The sequence below is a fragment of the Alteromonas sp. RKMC-009 genome (genome assembly GCF_003584565.2).
In the GTDB taxonomy this organism is placed as follows: Bacteria; Pseudomonadota; Gammaproteobacteria; order Enterobacterales; family Alteromonadaceae; genus Alteromonas.
Window position 1 is genome coordinate 1,763,685 of sequence record NZ_CP031010.1, and the last position, 16,190, is coordinate 1,779,874.

Genomic DNA, 16,190 nt, shown 5'->3' on the forward strand with positions numbered 1-16,190 from the left:
CGCCGGAGTCAGTAAAGTGATTGTTGTTAAATTTTTGTTTTTATAAGCTGTGTATAGCACCACAGCCTTGTCAGCTAAGCAATTGCAGTTCAGCGTACTCCCTGTACAGCGTATCGTTTTCTATCAGTTCATCGTGTTTTCCGGTACTTACAACGTGTCCCTTATCCATTACGATGATCCGGTCAACATGTTTCACGGTGGCCAGCCTGTGAGCAATGATAATGGTGGTGCGACCCTGCATCAGCTTATTCAGCGCCTCCTGAACCATTTTTTCACTGCGGGCATCCAGTGCGCTGGTTGCTTCATCAAGTAACAGTACTGGCCTGTTGGCCAGCAGGGCACGGGCAATGGCAATGCGCTGCTTCTGACCGCCGGACAACCTTACTCCCCGTTCTCCTAACTGGGTGTGATAACCTTTCTCCAGCTCTTCAATGAATTCGTGGGCAAATGCGGATTTAGCTGCTTTCCTGACCTGCTCATCGCTGGCTGACGGGCAACCGTAGCGAATATTTTCAAGTACACTGGTGGCAAAAACCACGGGCTCCTGAGTAACAATCGCGATCTGGCTTCTTAATGATTCCAGCGATAATGACGTTATAGGGGCTTCGTCCAGCAGAATGGTGCCTTTGCGCACATCATAAAAGCGAAGCAACAATTGAAACAGCGTCGTTTTTCCTGCTCCGCTGGCCCCTACCAGGGCAACCTTCTCGCCGGGATTGACAGTTAAAGACAGTTGATTAAACAGGACGCCGCTGCCGGGGTAACAAAAAGTAATATTGTCAAAAATGATGGCTGGTGGTCCGGCCGTGTCATTACTGAACTGTGTTATGCCCGGGGAAATGTCCGGCATCGTATGTAAAAGTTCCAGTAACCGTTCGCTGGCGCCGGCTCCACGTTGAACTTCGCCGATAACCTCGCTGATGGTTGCCACGCTGCCGCCGGCCATCACCGCATAGAATAAAAAGGCTGACAGTTCACCTGCCGTCATATCACCGGCAAACACTTGTCTGGCACCGAACCAGGCAATCAGGACGATAGCGCTGAGACTCAGCAGCATAATTAATCCAATCAGCATAGAACGGTAATGGATACGGCGTCCGGCGGTTTCCATAACGGCATCCACGCCGGCCTTGAACTGGGAGCGCTCTAAATCTGCTGCGTTGAACGCCTGTACAGTCATTATTTCATGTAAACTTTGATCAATATGCGCCCCCAAATCTGCCACTCTGTCCTGACTCAGACGGGCGTAATGACGTACCTGAGGGGCAAGCAAACGGATGGGAACTAACACCGCCGGCACCGCCAGTAATACGCACAAGGTCAGCACCGGGCTGGTAATGGTCATCAGCACCAGCGCGCCGGTGAAAGTGATAAAGGAGCGGATCGCCATCGACAGACTCATACCCACCACAGTTTGAATAATGGTTGTGTCGCTGGTGAAGCGGGAAATGACTTCTCCGGTGCGTAATTTTGCAAAGAAAGATGGTGGCAGGGTGAGCAAATGAGAAAATACGCTGATGCGTATATCGGCACTGATGCGTTCACCCAGCCAGGTCATCAGGTAAAAACGCACATAGGTTGCCAGGCTTGCCACCGCAGTAATCACAAGAACACCAATAATTGCCCGGTTCAGCATGTCGGCATTATCGTTCATAAAACCCTGATCGACGGCCAGCTTAATTCCCTGACCCAGAAGCAGCCACGCGCCGGAGGCCACCAGCAAGGCAATGATTGCGCCTGTTACCTGTATCCGGTAGCCCGCGAGCAGGGACCTGATCCATTTAACAACCTGCCAGGTGGTTGCCTTATTCTTTCCTTGTTCTGAAGTCATGCCGGTATCTCAAAAAAACACTGAACTTTTTATTTTACGCCACAGTTAACTATCAGGATTGCCGGATAAGACCACTTCGTCATTCAGCAAGACCAAAAACACAATAAATTTCTGACCCATAATTTGAATTTCACCGGAGATTGACCATAGTTAAACAACAGCAAAAGGTATTTTTAGTAGTCAGTCAGGTTCTGTGTTTGTTAAACAAGTGAACCGTCTCCGGGAGCCTCCATGCAAAACAAAGCACTACTGGTGGATGATGTGGCCAATGTGCTCGATTCTTTCCGGCGCAATCTTCGGGGGCAACTTGCTTTTGATGTGGCAAACAGCGGTAAAGCGGCGCTGGCACTGATGGCAGAAAATCATTATGCCGTGCTTGTCACTGACATGACTATGCCGGATATGAATGGCTTATCGCTGCTAAGGGAAGTAAAGCGTCTCTATCCCGACACGGTGAGAATAATGCTTACCGGTAACGGCGATCAGCAAACAGCCATAGATGCAGTGAACGAGGGGGATGTTTTCAGATTTCTCACCAAGCCCTGTTCTGTTGTTGAACTGAAGCGGGTTATAGAAGCCGGATTTCATCAACATAGTCTGATTATGGCAGAAAAGGGCCTGTTGAATCAGACAGTAAGAGGCATTGTCAGTGTTCTGGCTGAAGTCCTGGAACTGGTGAATCCGCAGGCTGCAGCACACAATGTACAGTTGAAAATGTACATGCTTCAGCTCGCAAGGGAACTGAAATTAAAACAAAGCTGGATGTTAGAACCCGTTGCTGAGTTATCACAGTTGGGAACGATTGTATTGCCGGGCGTACTGGCCGACCAGTATGAAACCAGCAAGCTGACGGCGGCTGAAAATGAACTGATTGAGCAACACGCCAGTCTGGCCAGCGATTTACTGGAAAAAATTCCCCGCTTTGAAGCGGTAGCCAGGAACATCCGCTATCAGGACAAGTGCTTTAACGGGGAAGGTGTCCCCGCTGACGATGTACAAGGTGCAGACATTCCTTTCGGAGCGAGAATGCTTAAAGTGGTTAATGATTTTATCAGGGCACGGGAGACAGGCTTGTCCACGGTGGACGCATTACGCCGTCTGGAAACAGATGCCCGCTGGTACGACGGCAAAATTTTGTCGGCTTTTACCCGAATGTTGCTGCGCAAATCCGATTTGATGTCTGTGCCGGTATCGTCCATTGAACCTGGTATGGTGATATCAGAAAAAATCGCGACCACTGCCGGAAAGCAACTGGCCAGAGAAGGGCAGGTAGTGACCACTACACTCAAACAGATCCTCACTGTATGCATACAAAGTGGTGCGCTGAGTCCTGCACTGATGATCGGGGTGTATCTGGAAGATAACGGTGACGCCGGAAATGTGGAGGATATTGCAGTATGACTTTCTGGAGGTTTATTACGCCGGAACCGGCGTTATATACGGAAGTAAACGGTCATTATAATCACTTTATTCTTTTCCTTTCTCTGCTCGTTTCTACGCTGGCGGCCTACTCGTTAATTGTTGTGTTAAAACGGATGTGGCAAACCGAATTATTGTCGACAAGACGTCAATGGAAGCGGTTTGGCAGTGTGACATTTGGGTTAGGGGTATGGGCGATGCACTTCACCGGCATGCTCGCCTTTATGTTACCTATCGGCATGTCATTTGATGTGGCATTGACCATGGTATCTATATTGCCACCCATTGTTGGCGCTTATATCGCTGCGAAACTCATAGCGACACAAGTATTCACCTTTACCAATATTCAACTGAGTTCACTGAGTCTGGCGATCGGGATAGGGGCAATGCATTACACAGGCATGGAAGCTATGGAGACTGAAGCTGCCATGACCTACGATTTTGGCTTCTTCTTACTCTCCATCCTTTGCGCCTGGCTGTTTGCGATGGTTGCCATTTACATGGTGATTTACATACAGCGTAAAAACATTCGCGGGCAATTAGGATTGGTGGGCTGTGCCATGGTGATGGGCATGGCCATCGCAGGCATGCACTATGTGGCAATGTATGCGGTGCATTATTATTTGCCTGTAACATTTATTCCCTCAGAGACCGGGGGCCACGCTGAACCAGCCATTCTCGCACTGGCTATTACAACACTGGTGTTCGTCATTTTTGCAACAACGCTGCTGGGGTCAATTTTTGACAAGCGTTTACAGGCTGCTGAGCTTACAGCCAAAGTCAGTGCAGCCAGAGAGAAAGACATCGTTGAAAACCTGGCTGACGGCTTGCTGGTGGTCAATGAAAATGGCCGGATTACCGGCGTGAATACTGTCGGTCTCAGTTTGTTCGGATATAAAGATGCAGACCAGTTACGCAACGAAGATATTACAAAGATCCTGCCCGGATTCGATATCCGGCTGCTGACAGGAGACGGTGAAGAAGGGAAGCAACAACACGTCATGCAACTGGACGGAAAACGGTCGGACGGCACTACCTTTCATTGCGAAATGAATTTTTCTCCTATGACCGTGGTTGTGCAGAACATGCATCTCTTCAACGTGGTTATCCGTGATATCACCCAACGACTTATGCTGGAAGACCAGTTGCGGCAGGCGCAGAAAATGGAATCCATCGGCCAGCTTGCTGCCGGTATTGCTCATGAAATAAATACCCCTACGCAGTATGTGTCAGACAATATCTTCTTCTTAAAGGGCGCATCTGAAACCGGCATTTCTGTGATGAAAACCGTTCATGCGCTTCTCAACAGTAAGGATGAAGGCGAACAGGCTGAAATAAGAGCAGAACTTGAAGCTCTGATGAAGGGTGAAGATATTGAGTTCCTTATTGACGAGATGCCAGTGGCGTTTGATCAGTCGGTTGAAGGTTTGCAGCGTATTGCAAAAATCGTCGGGGCGATGAAGTCTTTTTCCCATTCCGGTGACGAAAAAATGCATAAGGTCGACCTGAAAGAAGCGATCTCCTCAACTATTACCGTTGCGCGGGGGGAATGGCGTTATGTGGCCGACCTCGAAGCGGAGTTTTCTGAAGACGTGCCGCTGGTGACCTGCAGCAGAGATGAAGTGAATCAGGTGGTACTCAACTTTATTGTCAATGCCGCCCACGCTGTAGAAGAAAAGTTTGGCCGTGAACGGATGGAAAAAGGTTTGATTCAGGTGCGTGTGTATCCTGCGGATGACACGGTGGTCATTGAGATTACCGATAATGGAACAGGTATGAGTAAAGAGGTATGCAAACGCATTTTTGAACCGTTCTTTACGACCAAGCCGCCCGGTAAAGGAACAGGGCAGGGGCTTTCACTGGCCTATGCAGTGATTATAGAAAAGCACAAAGGCCAGATATTAGTTAACAGTGAAATTGGACTGGGAACTACCTTTAAAATTGTTTTACCGGTGGAACACCCGCAGACCGTTGAAAGTGAGCTCAGTGATGAAAATACTCTTTGTTGATGATGAAAAAATGGTGCTCAACGGCCTTAAACGGGCGTTGTATCAGACCGGCTGGAAAATCAGTATTGCTGACTCGCCGCAAAAAGGGCTGGAGGCTATCGCGTCCGGTACGCCTGATGTGGTCATTACCGACATTATGATGCCGGTGATGAACGGTGTTGAATTTCTTGAGAAAGTGAGCGAAGGCAACCCGGTGATCAGTCGATTCGTGTTATCAGGCCAGGCGAATGAGAGTTTAATACTGCAGGGAAGTCAGGTGTCTCACTGCTGGTTTACAAAACCCTGTTCACATGGTTTGCTGACTCAGCATTTGCGTGCGGTTGAGGAAGTGAATCAGACATTTCCGGATAGTGCTGCTTGTCAGTCGATGGCAGCCAGTTCGCCTTTGTTTAATTCTTTTACCTTGCTTAAACAGTTCATGCAGTGCGTCAATTCCAATTTGTGCGAGCTCACAGCATCTGCGCGGCCTGACATCAATGATAATATGAAAAAGGCCGTGTCTCTTTGTGGCGAACGTTTTTTCGGGCAGGGAGATTACAGTGATTTCAAAGATGCATCATTGAAACTGACGCTGGGGGAGAGCCAGTTTTATGCGTTGTTGTTCACCGCTGAGTTAATGATGCGGCTGCCGGGTTTATTGGACGAACCTGCAGTTGGCGCTAAGCTGGAACAGGCACTTTCCCGGTGCAAAGACCATGCTACCCCCCTTAACGCACTGGTTCTGATGATCATGGCGTTGAAAGAGGATTTGCTGGCCGGTGTGACCATTCCGGCAAAAGTTTCACCCCGACAGGCATTGTTATTTATGCTGCATATGTGGAACTTACCTTACCCCATCATCCACACCGTATCGGAAAAGGTGTCCTGAGGCGCTTTTTTCATCACTAAACTTGCAATTAAAGCGTAGATCCGTATAATGCCGCGGCCTTCTTGTTGGCGCTGATTTTTCAGTGCTTTCAACGAGGTAAGTTAACGGTAACGCTACAACGAGTTTGAGGCAACTATGGTTACTATTCGTTTACAGCGTGGTGGCGCGAAAAAGCGTCCATTTTATCAAGTAGTTGTGGCTGACAGCAGCCGCGCAAGAAACGGTCGTTTCATCGAAAACGTCGGTTTCTTCAACCCAACTGCACAAGGTCAGGCAGAACGTCTGCGTTTAGATCTTGAGCGTGTTGAATACTGGGTTGGTGTTGGCGCGAGCTTATCTGAGCGCGTTAACAGCTTGGTAAAAGAAGCTAAAAAAGCGGCAGCGTAAGCTGTCCTTAATCTGGTAGGTAAAGATGAGTCAAGCGTCTGACAAAGTGATTATTGGCAAGATCGGGGCATCGTATGGTGTGAAAGGTTGGGTCAAGATCAACAGCTTTACTGATGTACCAGAAGGTATTTTTGACTATTCACCGTGGCAACTCAGTGATGGTAAAGAATACCGGATTGATCAGTGGCGACCCCACGGTAAAAGTCTGGTGGCGAAAGTTGTCGGTGTAGAGAGTCGTGATGACGCAGAGCGCATCAAGAATCTGGACATCGCAATTAACGAAAACCAGTTACCTGAACTTGGTGAAGGTGAATTTTACTGGCGGGAGCTCACCGGCATGCAGGTCGTAACTACGCAAGGTTACGATTTGGGTGTGGTGAAAGATGTGTTTAACACTGGCGCAAATGACGTTTTGCAGGTCCGCGCCAAAGTGAATGACGCATTTGGTCAAAAAGAAAGATTATTGCCGTATGTGATGGACTCCGTCATTAAATCGGTAGATAAGGCTGCAAGTGTGATTACGGTAGACTGGGATCCGGGGTTCTAGTGACTGCGGAGAAATGGTTCGGCGTTATCAGTTTGTTTCCTGATATGTTCGCACCCTTCATGCAACAAGGCGTTGTGGGACGGGCTGTGAAATCAGGCATTCTGGAGGTCGACATGTTTAACCCACGTGATTACACGCACGATCGTCATCGTACCGTCGATGATCGCCCTTATGGCGGTGGTCCGGGGATGTTGATGATGGTGAAGCCTTTAACTGACGCCATCGCCGCGGCAAAACAAGCCGGCGGTGAACATGCAAAGGTGATTTACTTATCACCACAGGGTAAAAAGCTGGATCAGGCAGGGGTTAAACGCCTTGCCACTAACGATCGCATGATATTTATCTGCGGACGTTATGAAGGAATCGATGAGCGCGTCATTGAGGCCCATGTTGACGAAGAATGGTCAGTAGGGGATTACGTGCTAAGCGGCGGCGAACTGCCAGCGCTTGTGCTCATGGATGCGGTAGCCAGAATGGTTCCGGGTGTACTCGGTCATCAGGCTTCTGCCATTGAAGATTCTTTCACCGACGGGTTACTGGATTGTCCGCATTATACGCGGCCTGAAGTACTCGACGGTAAAGCGGTTCCTCCTGTGTTGTTGAGCGGTGATCACGAAAAAATCAGACAGTGGCGACAGATGCAATCGCTGGGCAGAACCTGGCAGCGTCGCCCCGAGTTATTAAACCACCTAGCTCTGACTGAGGAGCAGCAGCGTCTTCTTGAAGTATTCAAGTCGCAGTTGCAGCAAGATGACAGTTAACTAGGACGAGAGGATATGATGAGCAAAGTCAGTCAAGATATCATCAAGAAAATTGAGCAAGCACAGCTCAAAGCTGATGTTCCTGCATTTGGTCCAGGTGACACAGTAGTAGTAAAAGTTCGCGTTACTGAAGGTGACAAAGAGCGTCTTCAGGCGTACGAAGGTGTTGTTATCGCTAAGCGTAACCGTGGTCTTCACTCGTCTTTTACCGTACGTAAAATTTCAAGCGGCGAAGGCGTAGAGCGTGTGTTCCAAACACACAGCCCGGCGGTTTCTTCTATTGAAGTTAAACGTCGTGGTGCAGTTCGTCGTGCTAAGCTTTACTATCTGCGTGAGCGTTCAGGTAAATCTGCACGTATCAAAGAGAAGCTTAACTAAGATTACTAATCCTTGCGTTACTGTTAACTATGAAAAAGCCCGCTTTAAGCGGGCTTTTTTGTGTCTTCTGAAAAAACCTTTACAGCCAGCCTTTCTGTTCTGCGATTCTGGCTGCATCAACACGGTTTGTTGCCCCGAGTTTGGCAATGGACTCTGAGAGATAATTTCGAATCGTGCCTTCTGACAGAAATAACTGAGATGCAATTTCTTTGGTTTTTAATCCGTCGCTGGCGAGTTTCAGCGCCTTACGCTCCTTTTCAGACAGGGGGTTATTGTCATCTAATGCCAGTAAAGCCAGCTCAGGATCAATGACACGTTCTCCACGATTGATTTTCCTTAACGCTGAGATAAGATAATCACTGTCAGATTCTTTTAAAATAAAGCCTTTTGCACCAAGCTGCATAGCCCGTTTAATATAACCGGGTTTAGAAAATGTCGTCATAAATACCACAGTGCCGGCAAAACCTGAGTCCTGTAACTTACGGGCCATGTCCAGGCCACTCAGATTTGGCATTTCGATGTCAGACAAAATCATATCCGGATGAGGATTGTTACTAAGCCATGAGATGGCAGCTTCCCCGTCCACACACTTTCCGGTGACTGTGATGTCATCTTCCAGATCCAGTAAACTGGCGATAGCATCCCGCACCAGTGACTGGTCCTCGACAATGAGTAACGAAATAGCCTGCATAGTTATTCTCCGGTGTGTAAGGTCAGTCTGACCCTTGTTGCGTCGCCACTCGTTATCGACATCTCTGCACCTATTAAGCCGGCGCGTTCTCTGATGCCAGTCAGTCCATTTCCCGAATCAATAACCGCATGCTTACCATTATCTTCAATCGTTATCGCTAACATTCCGTTTTCCCGCAGGGCTGAAAGACTCACAAGATTCCCCTTGCTGTGCCGCAAAATATTGGTAAATACTTCTTTTACGACCAGCGCGAGATGAGATTCTTGCAAGGCGCTGAGACCGCTAAATGCATCGTCGTGAACAGAGGCGTTGACTGCAAAGCCCAGTTCAGAGAGTGCGCGGGTGTTTTTGGTAATTTCTTCCGAAACGCTGAGTTTTTTCAGGTCGCTGACTGCATGACGGATCTCGCTTAAAAGAGACTGAGAAAGATGTGCAAGCGCTTTTACTTCCCGGTGTGCTTCCTGCGTGCGGCCTTTTTCGATGAGTTTCCCCGCTAACTGTGCTTTCAGTGACATGCTGCTTAGTGCGTGGCCGGCAATGTCATGGAGGTCACGGCCAATGCGTTCCCTTTCTGCAATAGCACTGAGCGCACTCAGTGACTCTGCGTGTCTGGCATCTTTGAGCTGGCTCCAGGTTTCCTTACGTTCCATTACGCCAAAGCAAAAAAGTACAAGCAGGTTAATTAATGAAGCGAGAAAAAATAGCAGGTGATCATCAAACCAGAATAATTGTAAGCCTGTTAAGGACAAACCGGTAAACAGTACAAATGCGATACCGGCGGAAACCGGGTAGTAGTAGCCGGCAATATATGCAATAAAGCCAAATAGTACAGACGCTCCCGGATTGTAAAAGCTGATGGTAAATGACAGGGCCGTCAAAGCCGACAAAGGCAGGGGCAGGGTAGAGAGCTTGCAGTGAATGGCAAGCAGATACAGAGCCACAAACAGAATGTATCCGCAGCCAAAGATCACTAACTCCCGGGGAGCAACTGATTCAGCATAAAAAAGAGGGACAAAATAAGATAACGAGAAAATTAATGAACTGTAAGACCATTTTTTCTTGGATCCTTCCGACAGTAACGGTAGCTGAGCAGCATGCATAACTGATGAATTCCTTCCTTATTGGAATACGACGGCAGATTTGCTGGTAATTAATAGTGTACCCGAAAGTATGAGCACTATTCCCGCAACAGCGTAAGTGTCGAATTTTTGGTTCCAAAATACAACTGACGCGGTGACAATAAGCGCAATGCCCATTCCCGACCATATTGCATAGGCGACACCAATACCCATATTTTTTAATACGGCCGCAAATATCATTCCTGAGATTGCATAAAGAGCAATTGACGCAGAGCCATAATGCCATTTTTCCCAGCCGTCCGACATTTTTAAACAAAGTGTGGCAGCAACTTCTGTGAAAATGGCGCAAGCAAGTAATACATAAATCATGGTGTTCTCCTTATTCTGCAAGCCGGGCTTGCAGCGGGTTAAGTTCTGGTTAAATGTACTCAATGTTGAAGCATGTTCAGTATGGCTTGCGCGGTTGCCTGTTGTAAGTCACAAACATCATCAGTGTCAGATGACAAATGTCATGATAAATAATGATTATCTAATGTTAATGATAATAATTATTATTTGAAATTCGCTATGTCCTCTTTATAATGTCGTCCGAATTTTCACTTTGGTTAAGAGCAGGTTTCACAATGACTAAAAAGCACATTTTTGCGCTTTCACCTATCATGCTGGCAATGGCTGTACAGGCGCAGAATGCTGATGCAGACAACAACGGTGCGCAAGCGGATGAAGACAATATTGAAGTAATCCGAATTGTTGAAAGTCGCGTTCAGCGTATCAGTTCAGGCGCGACGGGCCTGGGTCTGGACAGCTTTGATACGCCACAGTCGCTGTCGATTCTGGAATCTGATCTGATTGAAGACTACCGCTTAAGTGATATCAACAGCCTGTTTAAACAGGTGACAGGTATTAACGTCGACCAGTCTGAAACCGACCGGACATACTTCAACGCCCGTGGTTTTGACATCACCAGTATGCACATTGACGGCTCCGGCATTCCTTTCGGCGATATTTTTGTCGGCGATCTGGATACGGCGATTTATGAAAAGGTCGAGTTTATCCGTGGTTCAAACGGTCTGATCACCGGCCTGGGTAATCCGTCCGGTACGGTAAACTACGTGCGCAAACGCCCCGGTAACGAAACCGAAGCCAGTGTTGACTTTACACTGGGACGCTGGGCATCCATGCGAACTGTGGCTGATGTATCCACACCACTGACTGATTCCGGCAGCTGGGCAGCCCGTGTGGTGGTGGCCCATCAGAACAAAGAAAGCTGGCTGAACCTGTATGAAAATGAACGTAATGTGTTTTACGGTATCGTTGACGGACAGCTGAGTGACAGCGTGACTGTGATGTTCGGCTATTCGCATCAGGACAACAACAGTGACGGTGTAACATGGGGCGCTGTGCCTCTGATTTATTCAGACGGCACTCAAGTCGACTTTGACCGCTCTACCACGACAGCAATGGACTGGACATACTGGGATACCCTTAATAAAACCGCCTTTGCCGAACTGAACTGGTTTATTAACGACAACCTGCAATATACGTCGAAGCTGAACCACATCCGTTATGAAGATCATTCTGCGTTATTCTATACCTACTCCAACACGGGTTTAGAGGCAGACACAGGGCTGGGAATGCTGGGTTATCCCGGCAGATTTGATGCCGAAGATAAAACCTTAATCTGGGATAACAATCTGCAGGGCGTGTTTCAGGCCTGGGGCAGGGAACATACATTTAATGTCGGTATCAGTCTGGCTGATGCAGAAACCAGCGATCTGGATGCCGGTGCACTGAGTGGCTTTGATGTAATGCCTGCTCTGCCGGGCTGGACGGGAACTGAAGTGGCACTCCCTGAGTGGGCGGCTCCTTATCAGGCCGGTTATACCGATATTTCACTGAACCGTTTCTACGGCTCAATGCAGCTGGCAGTGACAGACGCACTGGATCTGGTACTTGGTGTCAGCTTTGTAGATTATGAAAACGAGGGAGAATCCTGGGGCGCGTCTACTTCTACTACTGAAGATGGCAGCAGCCCGTATATCGGCTTTACCTGGGAAGTGCTGGAAGGCCTGAATGTATACGGCAGCTACAGCGATATTTATCAGCCACAGTATTACCTGAATGAAGATCTTCAGCCTCTGGGTTCAGCAGAAGGCCGCAGCTATGAAATGGGCGTTAAGAAAGAGTTCGCAAACAACTTCCTGCTGACTGTTGCACTGTTCAGAACGGAACAGGAAAACCTGTATGAATTCATCGAATACGGCGATGGTGACGGTGTTGATGATGACGATTACTCTGATGACTTTAATTATGCGCTGTACCGTGGTGTAACCGTAGATTCAAACGGTTTTGAAGTTGAACTTTCCGGTGCAATCACTGATGAGTTATCCGTTCAGGGGGGGTTAACGGTGCTGAGCATGGATGAAGAGAACGGCGATGAAGCCCGTACCTTTATTCCCCGCCGTACTTTTAAGATGCTGGCGGATTATGCACCTGTGTGGAATGAAAAGCTGAATATGGGTCTGTCTGCCCGGTATCAGAGTGAAACTTATTTCACATCAGGTTATGGCCGTATTACTCAGGATGCATACGCTGTGCTGGGCGGTTATGTGACTTACAGCTTCAGTGATAATCTGTCTTTCAGCCTGAATCTGGATAATATTACTGACGAGAAATACCTCAGCTCAGTAAGAACCGAGCAGGCATTCTACGGCTCACCGACAAACTACAGTCTGACGGTAAGCTGGGATTATTAATTCCTGCTGACAATGTAACAAAATGCCCGCCTGAGTAGCGGGCATTTTTGTGTCTGTGATAGGCTTTCTCTTCCCCATCTTTACAGGCATTTCTGAATGGAAAACGGCACTTCACTTTTACAGCACAATCCTGAATTTCTGAACATGCTGGCAGGGGAATGGTATCTCACTAATGATGCCGGCCTCAGGCAAGCCAGGGCGCAGGCAAAAAAGCTGTGTCATCAGGCTGACGTTCTCTCAGGAACGGAAAAATCACAGGTACTCAGTCAACTTATTCCCGGTGCCACGGGCTTACAGACAGGCCGTCACTTTAATTGTGATTACGGATTTCAAATTGTTTGCAGGGGTGTGTTTACCGCTGGTTGTTATTTAACCATTCTCGATGGCGCTTCTGTGGAAACCGGCGATAATGTAATGGCCGGAGATAATGTGGTTATTGCCACCGTTGAGCATCATAAAGATCCCCAAAAACGACTTGCCGGATGGCAACGGGCACGTCCAGTGGTGATAGGGAGTAATGTAACTATCGGAAATGGCGTAACAATTCTGCCGGGCACCGTAATAAAAGACAATACAGTCATCCCCGACGGCGCAGTCGCAGGCAGGCGATGACCTGGTCTTTAGAACGATTTTGCCGGCGTGGTGTCAAAAAAGTCTCCGGTGGTGGTTGCGGCCTTTATCAAAAATTGATAAAAAGTCAACGAGCTACGCCAATAAAGATTTTTATATTCTGTAAACTTAGATTTACATCGTGAGCGGGCAGTTAAAATACCGTGTAGCGCCGGCGGCAATTTTGCAAAAGGTCACTGCAGGCAGGCCAACCAATTTTATTTTATGAAGAGAGTCTCATGATCAAGGACACCGTTAACAACGTACACGTCAGTGCTGAACAGGTACTGATCACTCCGGATGATTTAGCTAAAGAATTGCCGGTTTCTGATAAAGCCCTTTCGGCTATCTCTGAATCCAGAAAAATTATTTCCGATATTATTCATGGCCGTGACCACCGTTTACTGGTGATCTGTGGTCCCTGTTCCATTCACGACATCGACGCAGCAAAAGATTATGCGCTGCGCCTGAAAGAACTTCATGAGTCGTGCAAAGATACCCTGTTCATCGTTATGCGGGTGTATTTTGAAAAACCACGTACAACCACAGGTTGGAAAGGGCTGATAAATGACCCGCATCTGGACGGTACGTTTGATATTGAAACCGGCCTGCGTAAAGCCCGTGAATTACTGATCTGGTTAGCAGAGCTGGAAATCCCTGTTGCGACAGAAGCGCTGGATCCAATCAGCCCGCAATATCTGGCAGAGCTGTTCAGTTGGAGCGCTATCGGTGCCCGTACTTCTGAGTCTCAGACCCACCGTGAAATGGCATCAGGTCTGTCTATGCCTGTCGGATTCAAAAACGGTACAGACGGCAGTCTGGATATTGCAGTGAATGCATTGAAATCAGCTGCTTCGGGTCACAGCTTTATGGGTATTAATAAGCAGGGACAGGTAGCGGTGATTTCTACCAGTGGTAACCCTGATGGCCATATCATTTTGCGTGGTGGTAAACAGCCAAACTACGACTCCGTTTGTGTATCTGACTGCGAAGTTGATTTGGAAAAAGCCGGTCTGACTGCCGGACTGATGGTGGATTGCAGTCATGCTAACTCCTCCAAAGATTACCGTCGTCAGCCACTGGTTGCACAGAACGTGGTTAACCAGATCCTGGAAGGTAACCAGTCGATTATCGGTATCATGCTTGAAAGTCATATTAATGCCGGTAACCAGAAAGGTGATGGTGTGCCTGTTGACGAGCTGGAGTATGGTGTGTCAATCACTGACGGTTGTATAGACTGGGAAACCACAGATACGCTTATTACCCAAACCAGAGATAAGCTGATAACTGTGTTACCATTGCGCCAAAATAAACGGTCTGCTGTAGCCTGAAGCTGCAGCGCCTCTCTTCAGAGTCGCAACATGACGGATCATTCCAGTAAACTGGCCGCGCTGCGGTCAGGTATTGACGAGCTCGATGCTGAGCTCGTTTCTTTATTATCCCGGCGGGCAAAACTGACCACTCAGGTTGGTCAAATCAAAGCTGAAACAGGCATGCCTGTGTATGTGCCCGAGCGGGAAAAAGAACTCATTGCCTCAAGACGTGCCGATGCAGAAGCCGCCGGTGTATCGCCTGATTTAACCGAAGATTTACTGCGCAGGATCATGCGTGAGTCTTATCACACCCAGAATAACCGCTACCGCTGTATTAATCCTGATATTCAGCAAGTTGTTATTGTCGGTGGTGCCGGTGCGCTGGGTAAAGTCATCGTCAGTCTGTTTGAAAAGTCCGGTTATCCGGTGGCAGTGGTAGAAAAAGACGACTGGTCAAAAACGGAAACGGAACAGCTTTTTGCGCGGGCAGATCTGGTGATTGTTGCCGTACCTATTACACTGACTGAAGCGGTGATTAAACAACTGGATGCATTACCTGAGCATTGTGTTCTGGCTGACATCACCAGTATCAAAGTGAAGCCTCTGACCACTATGCTGGCGTGCCACAAAGGCCCGGTGGTGGGTTTACACCCCATGTTCGGACCCGATGCGCCCGGTATGATAAAGCAGGTTGTGGTGGTATGCGATGGCAGGGGAGAAGCCAGCTATCAGTGGTTGATTGAGCAAATGCGCACCTGGGGTGCCACTGTTCATCACAGCACGGCAGAAGAGCACGACCGGGCTATGGCCTTTATTCAGGTAATGCGCCACTTCAATACATTTGTTTACGGCGCCCATTTGCAGGGTGAAAATCCTGATCTGGAAACTCTGACAGTATTCAGCTCACCGATTTATCGTCTTGAACTGGCAATGGTAGGCCGCCTGTTCGCTCAGTCGCCGCAACTCTACGCAGACATAATCTTCAATAATCCTGATAACTTTGCGTTGCTGAAGCGTTTTCATGAGCGTTTCGGACAAGCATTATCGCTATTAGAAAAAGGCGATAAACAGGCATTTATCGATGAGTTTGACCGTATTGGCAGCTGGTTCGGAGATTACGCGAAAAAATGTCTTGTCGACAGTAAACAGCTTTTATTAAAAGCCGACGATGATGAGATGTTGAGAAAAAATTAATTATCTTTATTTGATATTTAATTAATAGAGAAAGGTGGACGTTTGTCTGCCTTTTTTGTTTTGTATGATATTTAACTCAAATTCGTCGAATTAAAAGGTCATTTCATAATTAATTTAAGGTTAGTGTTCACTATCAATAAAGTGACTGTTTAGTTGGACTTTATTTAGGTTTTACTGATATGCGTAAAACTTATTCATCCACTGTCTTTAAAATGTAATTAAAAGTAAAAAATGGAATTTTTGTCGCTATTTCCCCTTTTGTAAATTGATTTACACAGCTGGATTATGATTTATTCCCCGCCGCGATTTCAGTCGCACAAATATAACCATCAATAATCAGAACTTCGT

General features: G+C 47.7%; 15 protein-coding genes. 11 read left to right on the plus strand and 4 right to left on the minus strand.

Translation table 11 applies throughout. The features are described 5' to 3' along the window. Positions 1-70: 70 nt before the first annotated feature. Positions 71-1,831 carry an ABC transporter transmembrane domain-containing protein gene (locus DS731_RS07740; RefSeq protein WP_119500782.1) on the minus strand — a complete coding sequence of 587 codons (1,761 nt, stop codon included), beginning with the start codon at positions 1,829-1,831 and terminating at the stop codon, positions 71-73. A gap of 231 nt (positions 1,832-2,062) precedes the next feature. Between DS731_RS07740 and DS731_RS07745 the strand changes: the two genes are divergently transcribed. The 7 genes from DS731_RS07745 to rplS all read left to right on the plus strand — a co-directional run bounded on the left by DS731_RS07745 (position 2,063) and on the right by rplS (position 8,200). After that, positions 2,063-3,232 (plus strand): HD domain-containing phosphohydrolase, encoded by a 1,170-nt coding sequence (locus DS731_RS07745; protein ID WP_119500783.1) that lies wholly within the window; start codon positions 2,063-2,065, stop codon positions 3,230-3,232. After that, on the plus strand, positions 3,229-5,259 hold the full coding sequence (locus DS731_RS07750) for an MHYT domain-containing protein (RefSeq protein WP_119500784.1): 2,031 nt from the start codon (positions 3,229-3,231) through the stop codon (positions 5,257-5,259). The genes DS731_RS07745 and DS731_RS07750 overlap by 4 nt, the downstream gene beginning before the upstream one ends. Next, on the plus strand, positions 5,240-6,127 hold the full coding sequence (locus DS731_RS07755) for a response regulator (RefSeq protein ID WP_119500785.1): 888 nt from the start codon (positions 5,240-5,242) through the stop codon (positions 6,125-6,127). The genes DS731_RS07750 and DS731_RS07755 overlap by 20 nt, the downstream gene beginning before the upstream one ends. Positions 6,128-6,262: 135 nt before the next feature. Next, on the plus strand, positions 6,263-6,514 hold the full coding sequence (rpsP, locus tag DS731_RS07760; protein WP_070174859.1) for a 30S ribosomal protein S16: 252 nt from the start codon (positions 6,263-6,265) through the stop codon (positions 6,512-6,514). 25 nt (positions 6,515-6,539) lie between these two features. Continuing rightward, positions 6,540-7,061, plus strand: a complete 522-nt coding sequence (rimM, locus tag DS731_RS07765) for a ribosome maturation factor RimM (protein ID WP_119500786.1) — start codon at positions 6,540-6,542, stop codon at positions 7,059-7,061. Next, on the plus strand, positions 7,061-7,822 hold the full coding sequence (trmD, locus tag DS731_RS07770) for a tRNA (guanosine(37)-N1)-methyltransferase TrmD (RefSeq protein ID WP_119500787.1): 762 nt from the start codon (positions 7,061-7,063) through the stop codon (positions 7,820-7,822). Before rimM ends, trmD begins: the two co-directional genes overlap by 1 nt. 18 nt (positions 7,823-7,840) lie before the next feature. Then, the gene (gene rplS / locus DS731_RS07775) at positions 7,841-8,200 is read left to right on the plus strand and encodes a 50S ribosomal protein L19 (protein ID WP_119500788.1); all 360 of its coding nucleotides are present in this window, start codon (positions 7,841-7,843) and stop codon (positions 8,198-8,200) included. 79 nt (positions 8,201-8,279) lie between these two features. Here the strand turns inward: rplS and DS731_RS07780 are convergent, their stop codons facing one another. The 3 genes from DS731_RS07780 to DS731_RS07790 all read right to left on the minus strand — a co-directional run bounded on the left by DS731_RS07780 (position 8,280) and on the right by DS731_RS07790 (position 10,339). Beyond that, entirely contained in the window at positions 8,280-8,891 is a 612-nt protein-coding gene (locus DS731_RS07780; RefSeq protein ID WP_119500789.1) for a response regulator transcription factor, read from the minus strand. A 2-nt stretch (positions 8,892-8,893) separates the two neighbouring features. Next, complete coding sequence (locus DS731_RS07785) at positions 8,894-9,862, minus strand: sensor histidine kinase (RefSeq protein ID WP_161599125.1); 969 nt, start codon at positions 9,860-9,862, stop codon at positions 8,894-8,896. 147 nt (positions 9,863-10,009) lie between these two features. Then, positions 10,010-10,339: a DMT family transporter gene (locus DS731_RS07790; protein ID WP_119500791.1), complete on the minus strand. Its 330-nt coding sequence runs from the start codon at positions 10,337-10,339 to the stop codon at positions 10,010-10,012. A 254-nt stretch (positions 10,340-10,593) separates the two neighbouring features. Here DS731_RS07790 and DS731_RS07795 point away from each other — a divergent pair, with 254 nt between their 5' ends. The 4 genes from DS731_RS07795 (at position 10,594) to tyrA (ending at position 15,842) form a co-directional block, all read left to right on the plus strand. Then, on the plus strand, positions 10,594-12,726 hold the full coding sequence (locus DS731_RS07795; protein ID WP_119500792.1) for a TonB-dependent siderophore receptor: 2,133 nt from the start codon (positions 10,594-10,596) through the stop codon (positions 12,724-12,726). A gap of 96 nt (positions 12,727-12,822) precedes the next feature. Continuing rightward, complete coding sequence (locus DS731_RS07800; RefSeq protein WP_119500793.1) at positions 12,823-13,338, plus strand: maltose acetyltransferase domain-containing protein; 516 nt, start codon at positions 12,823-12,825, stop codon at positions 13,336-13,338. Positions 13,339-13,574: 236 nt separating this feature from the next. After that, positions 13,575-14,666, plus strand: coding sequence for a 3-deoxy-7-phosphoheptulonate synthase (locus DS731_RS07805; RefSeq protein ID WP_119500794.1), 1,092 nt, complete (start codon positions 13,575-13,577; stop codon positions 14,664-14,666). A 30-nt stretch (positions 14,667-14,696) separates the two neighbouring features. Next, a complete protein-coding gene (gene tyrA, locus DS731_RS07810) occupies positions 14,697-15,842 on the plus strand; it encodes a bifunctional chorismate mutase/prephenate dehydrogenase (RefSeq protein WP_119500795.1) in 1,146 nt (381 codons plus the stop codon). The last annotated feature ends 348 nt before the right edge of the window (positions 15,843-16,190 follow it).

Excerpts from the sequence above, each read along its gene's own strand:
- DS731_RS07750 (WP_119500784.1), top strand. The coding sequence starts at position 3,229 with ATGACTTTCTGGAGGTTTATTACGCCGGAACCGGCGTTATATACGGAA.
- DS731_RS07800 (WP_119500793.1), top strand. The coding sequence starts at position 12,823 with ATGGAAAACGGCACTTCACTTTTACAGCACAATCCTGAATTTCTGAAC.
- tyrA (WP_119500795.1), top strand. The coding sequence starts at position 14,697 with ATGACGGATCATTCCAGTAAACTGGCCGCGCTGCGGTCAGGTATTGAC.
- DS731_RS07805 (WP_119500794.1), top strand. The coding sequence starts at position 13,575 with ATGATCAAGGACACCGTTAACAACGTACACGTCAGTGCTGAACAGGTA.
- rplS (WP_119500788.1), top strand. The coding sequence starts at position 7,841 with ATGAGCAAAGTCAGTCAAGATATCATCAAGAAAATTGAGCAAGCACAG.
- DS731_RS07795 (WP_119500792.1), top strand. The coding sequence starts at position 10,594 with ATGACTAAAAAGCACATTTTTGCGCTTTCACCTATCATGCTGGCAATG.
- DS731_RS07790 (WP_119500791.1), bottom strand. The coding sequence starts at position 10,339 with ATGATTTATGTATTACTTGCTTGCGCCATTTTCACAGAAGTTGCTGCC.
- rpsP (WP_070174859.1), top strand. The coding sequence starts at position 6,263 with ATGGTTACTATTCGTTTACAGCGTGGTGGCGCGAAAAAGCGTCCATTT.
- rimM (WP_119500786.1), top strand. The coding sequence starts at position 6,540 with ATGAGTCAAGCGTCTGACAAAGTGATTATTGGCAAGATCGGGGCATCG.
- DS731_RS07745 (WP_119500783.1), top strand. The coding sequence starts at position 2,063 with ATGCAAAACAAAGCACTACTGGTGGATGATGTGGCCAATGTGCTCGAT.
- DS731_RS07740 (WP_119500782.1), bottom strand. The coding sequence starts at position 1,831 with ATGACTTCAGAACAAGGAAAGAATAAGGCAACCACCTGGCAGGTTGTT.
- DS731_RS07755 (WP_119500785.1), top strand. The coding sequence starts at position 5,240 with ATGAAAATACTCTTTGTTGATGATGAAAAAATGGTGCTCAACGGCCTT.
- DS731_RS07780 (WP_119500789.1), bottom strand. The coding sequence starts at position 8,891 with ATGCAGGCTATTTCGTTACTCATTGTCGAGGACCAGTCACTGGTGCGG.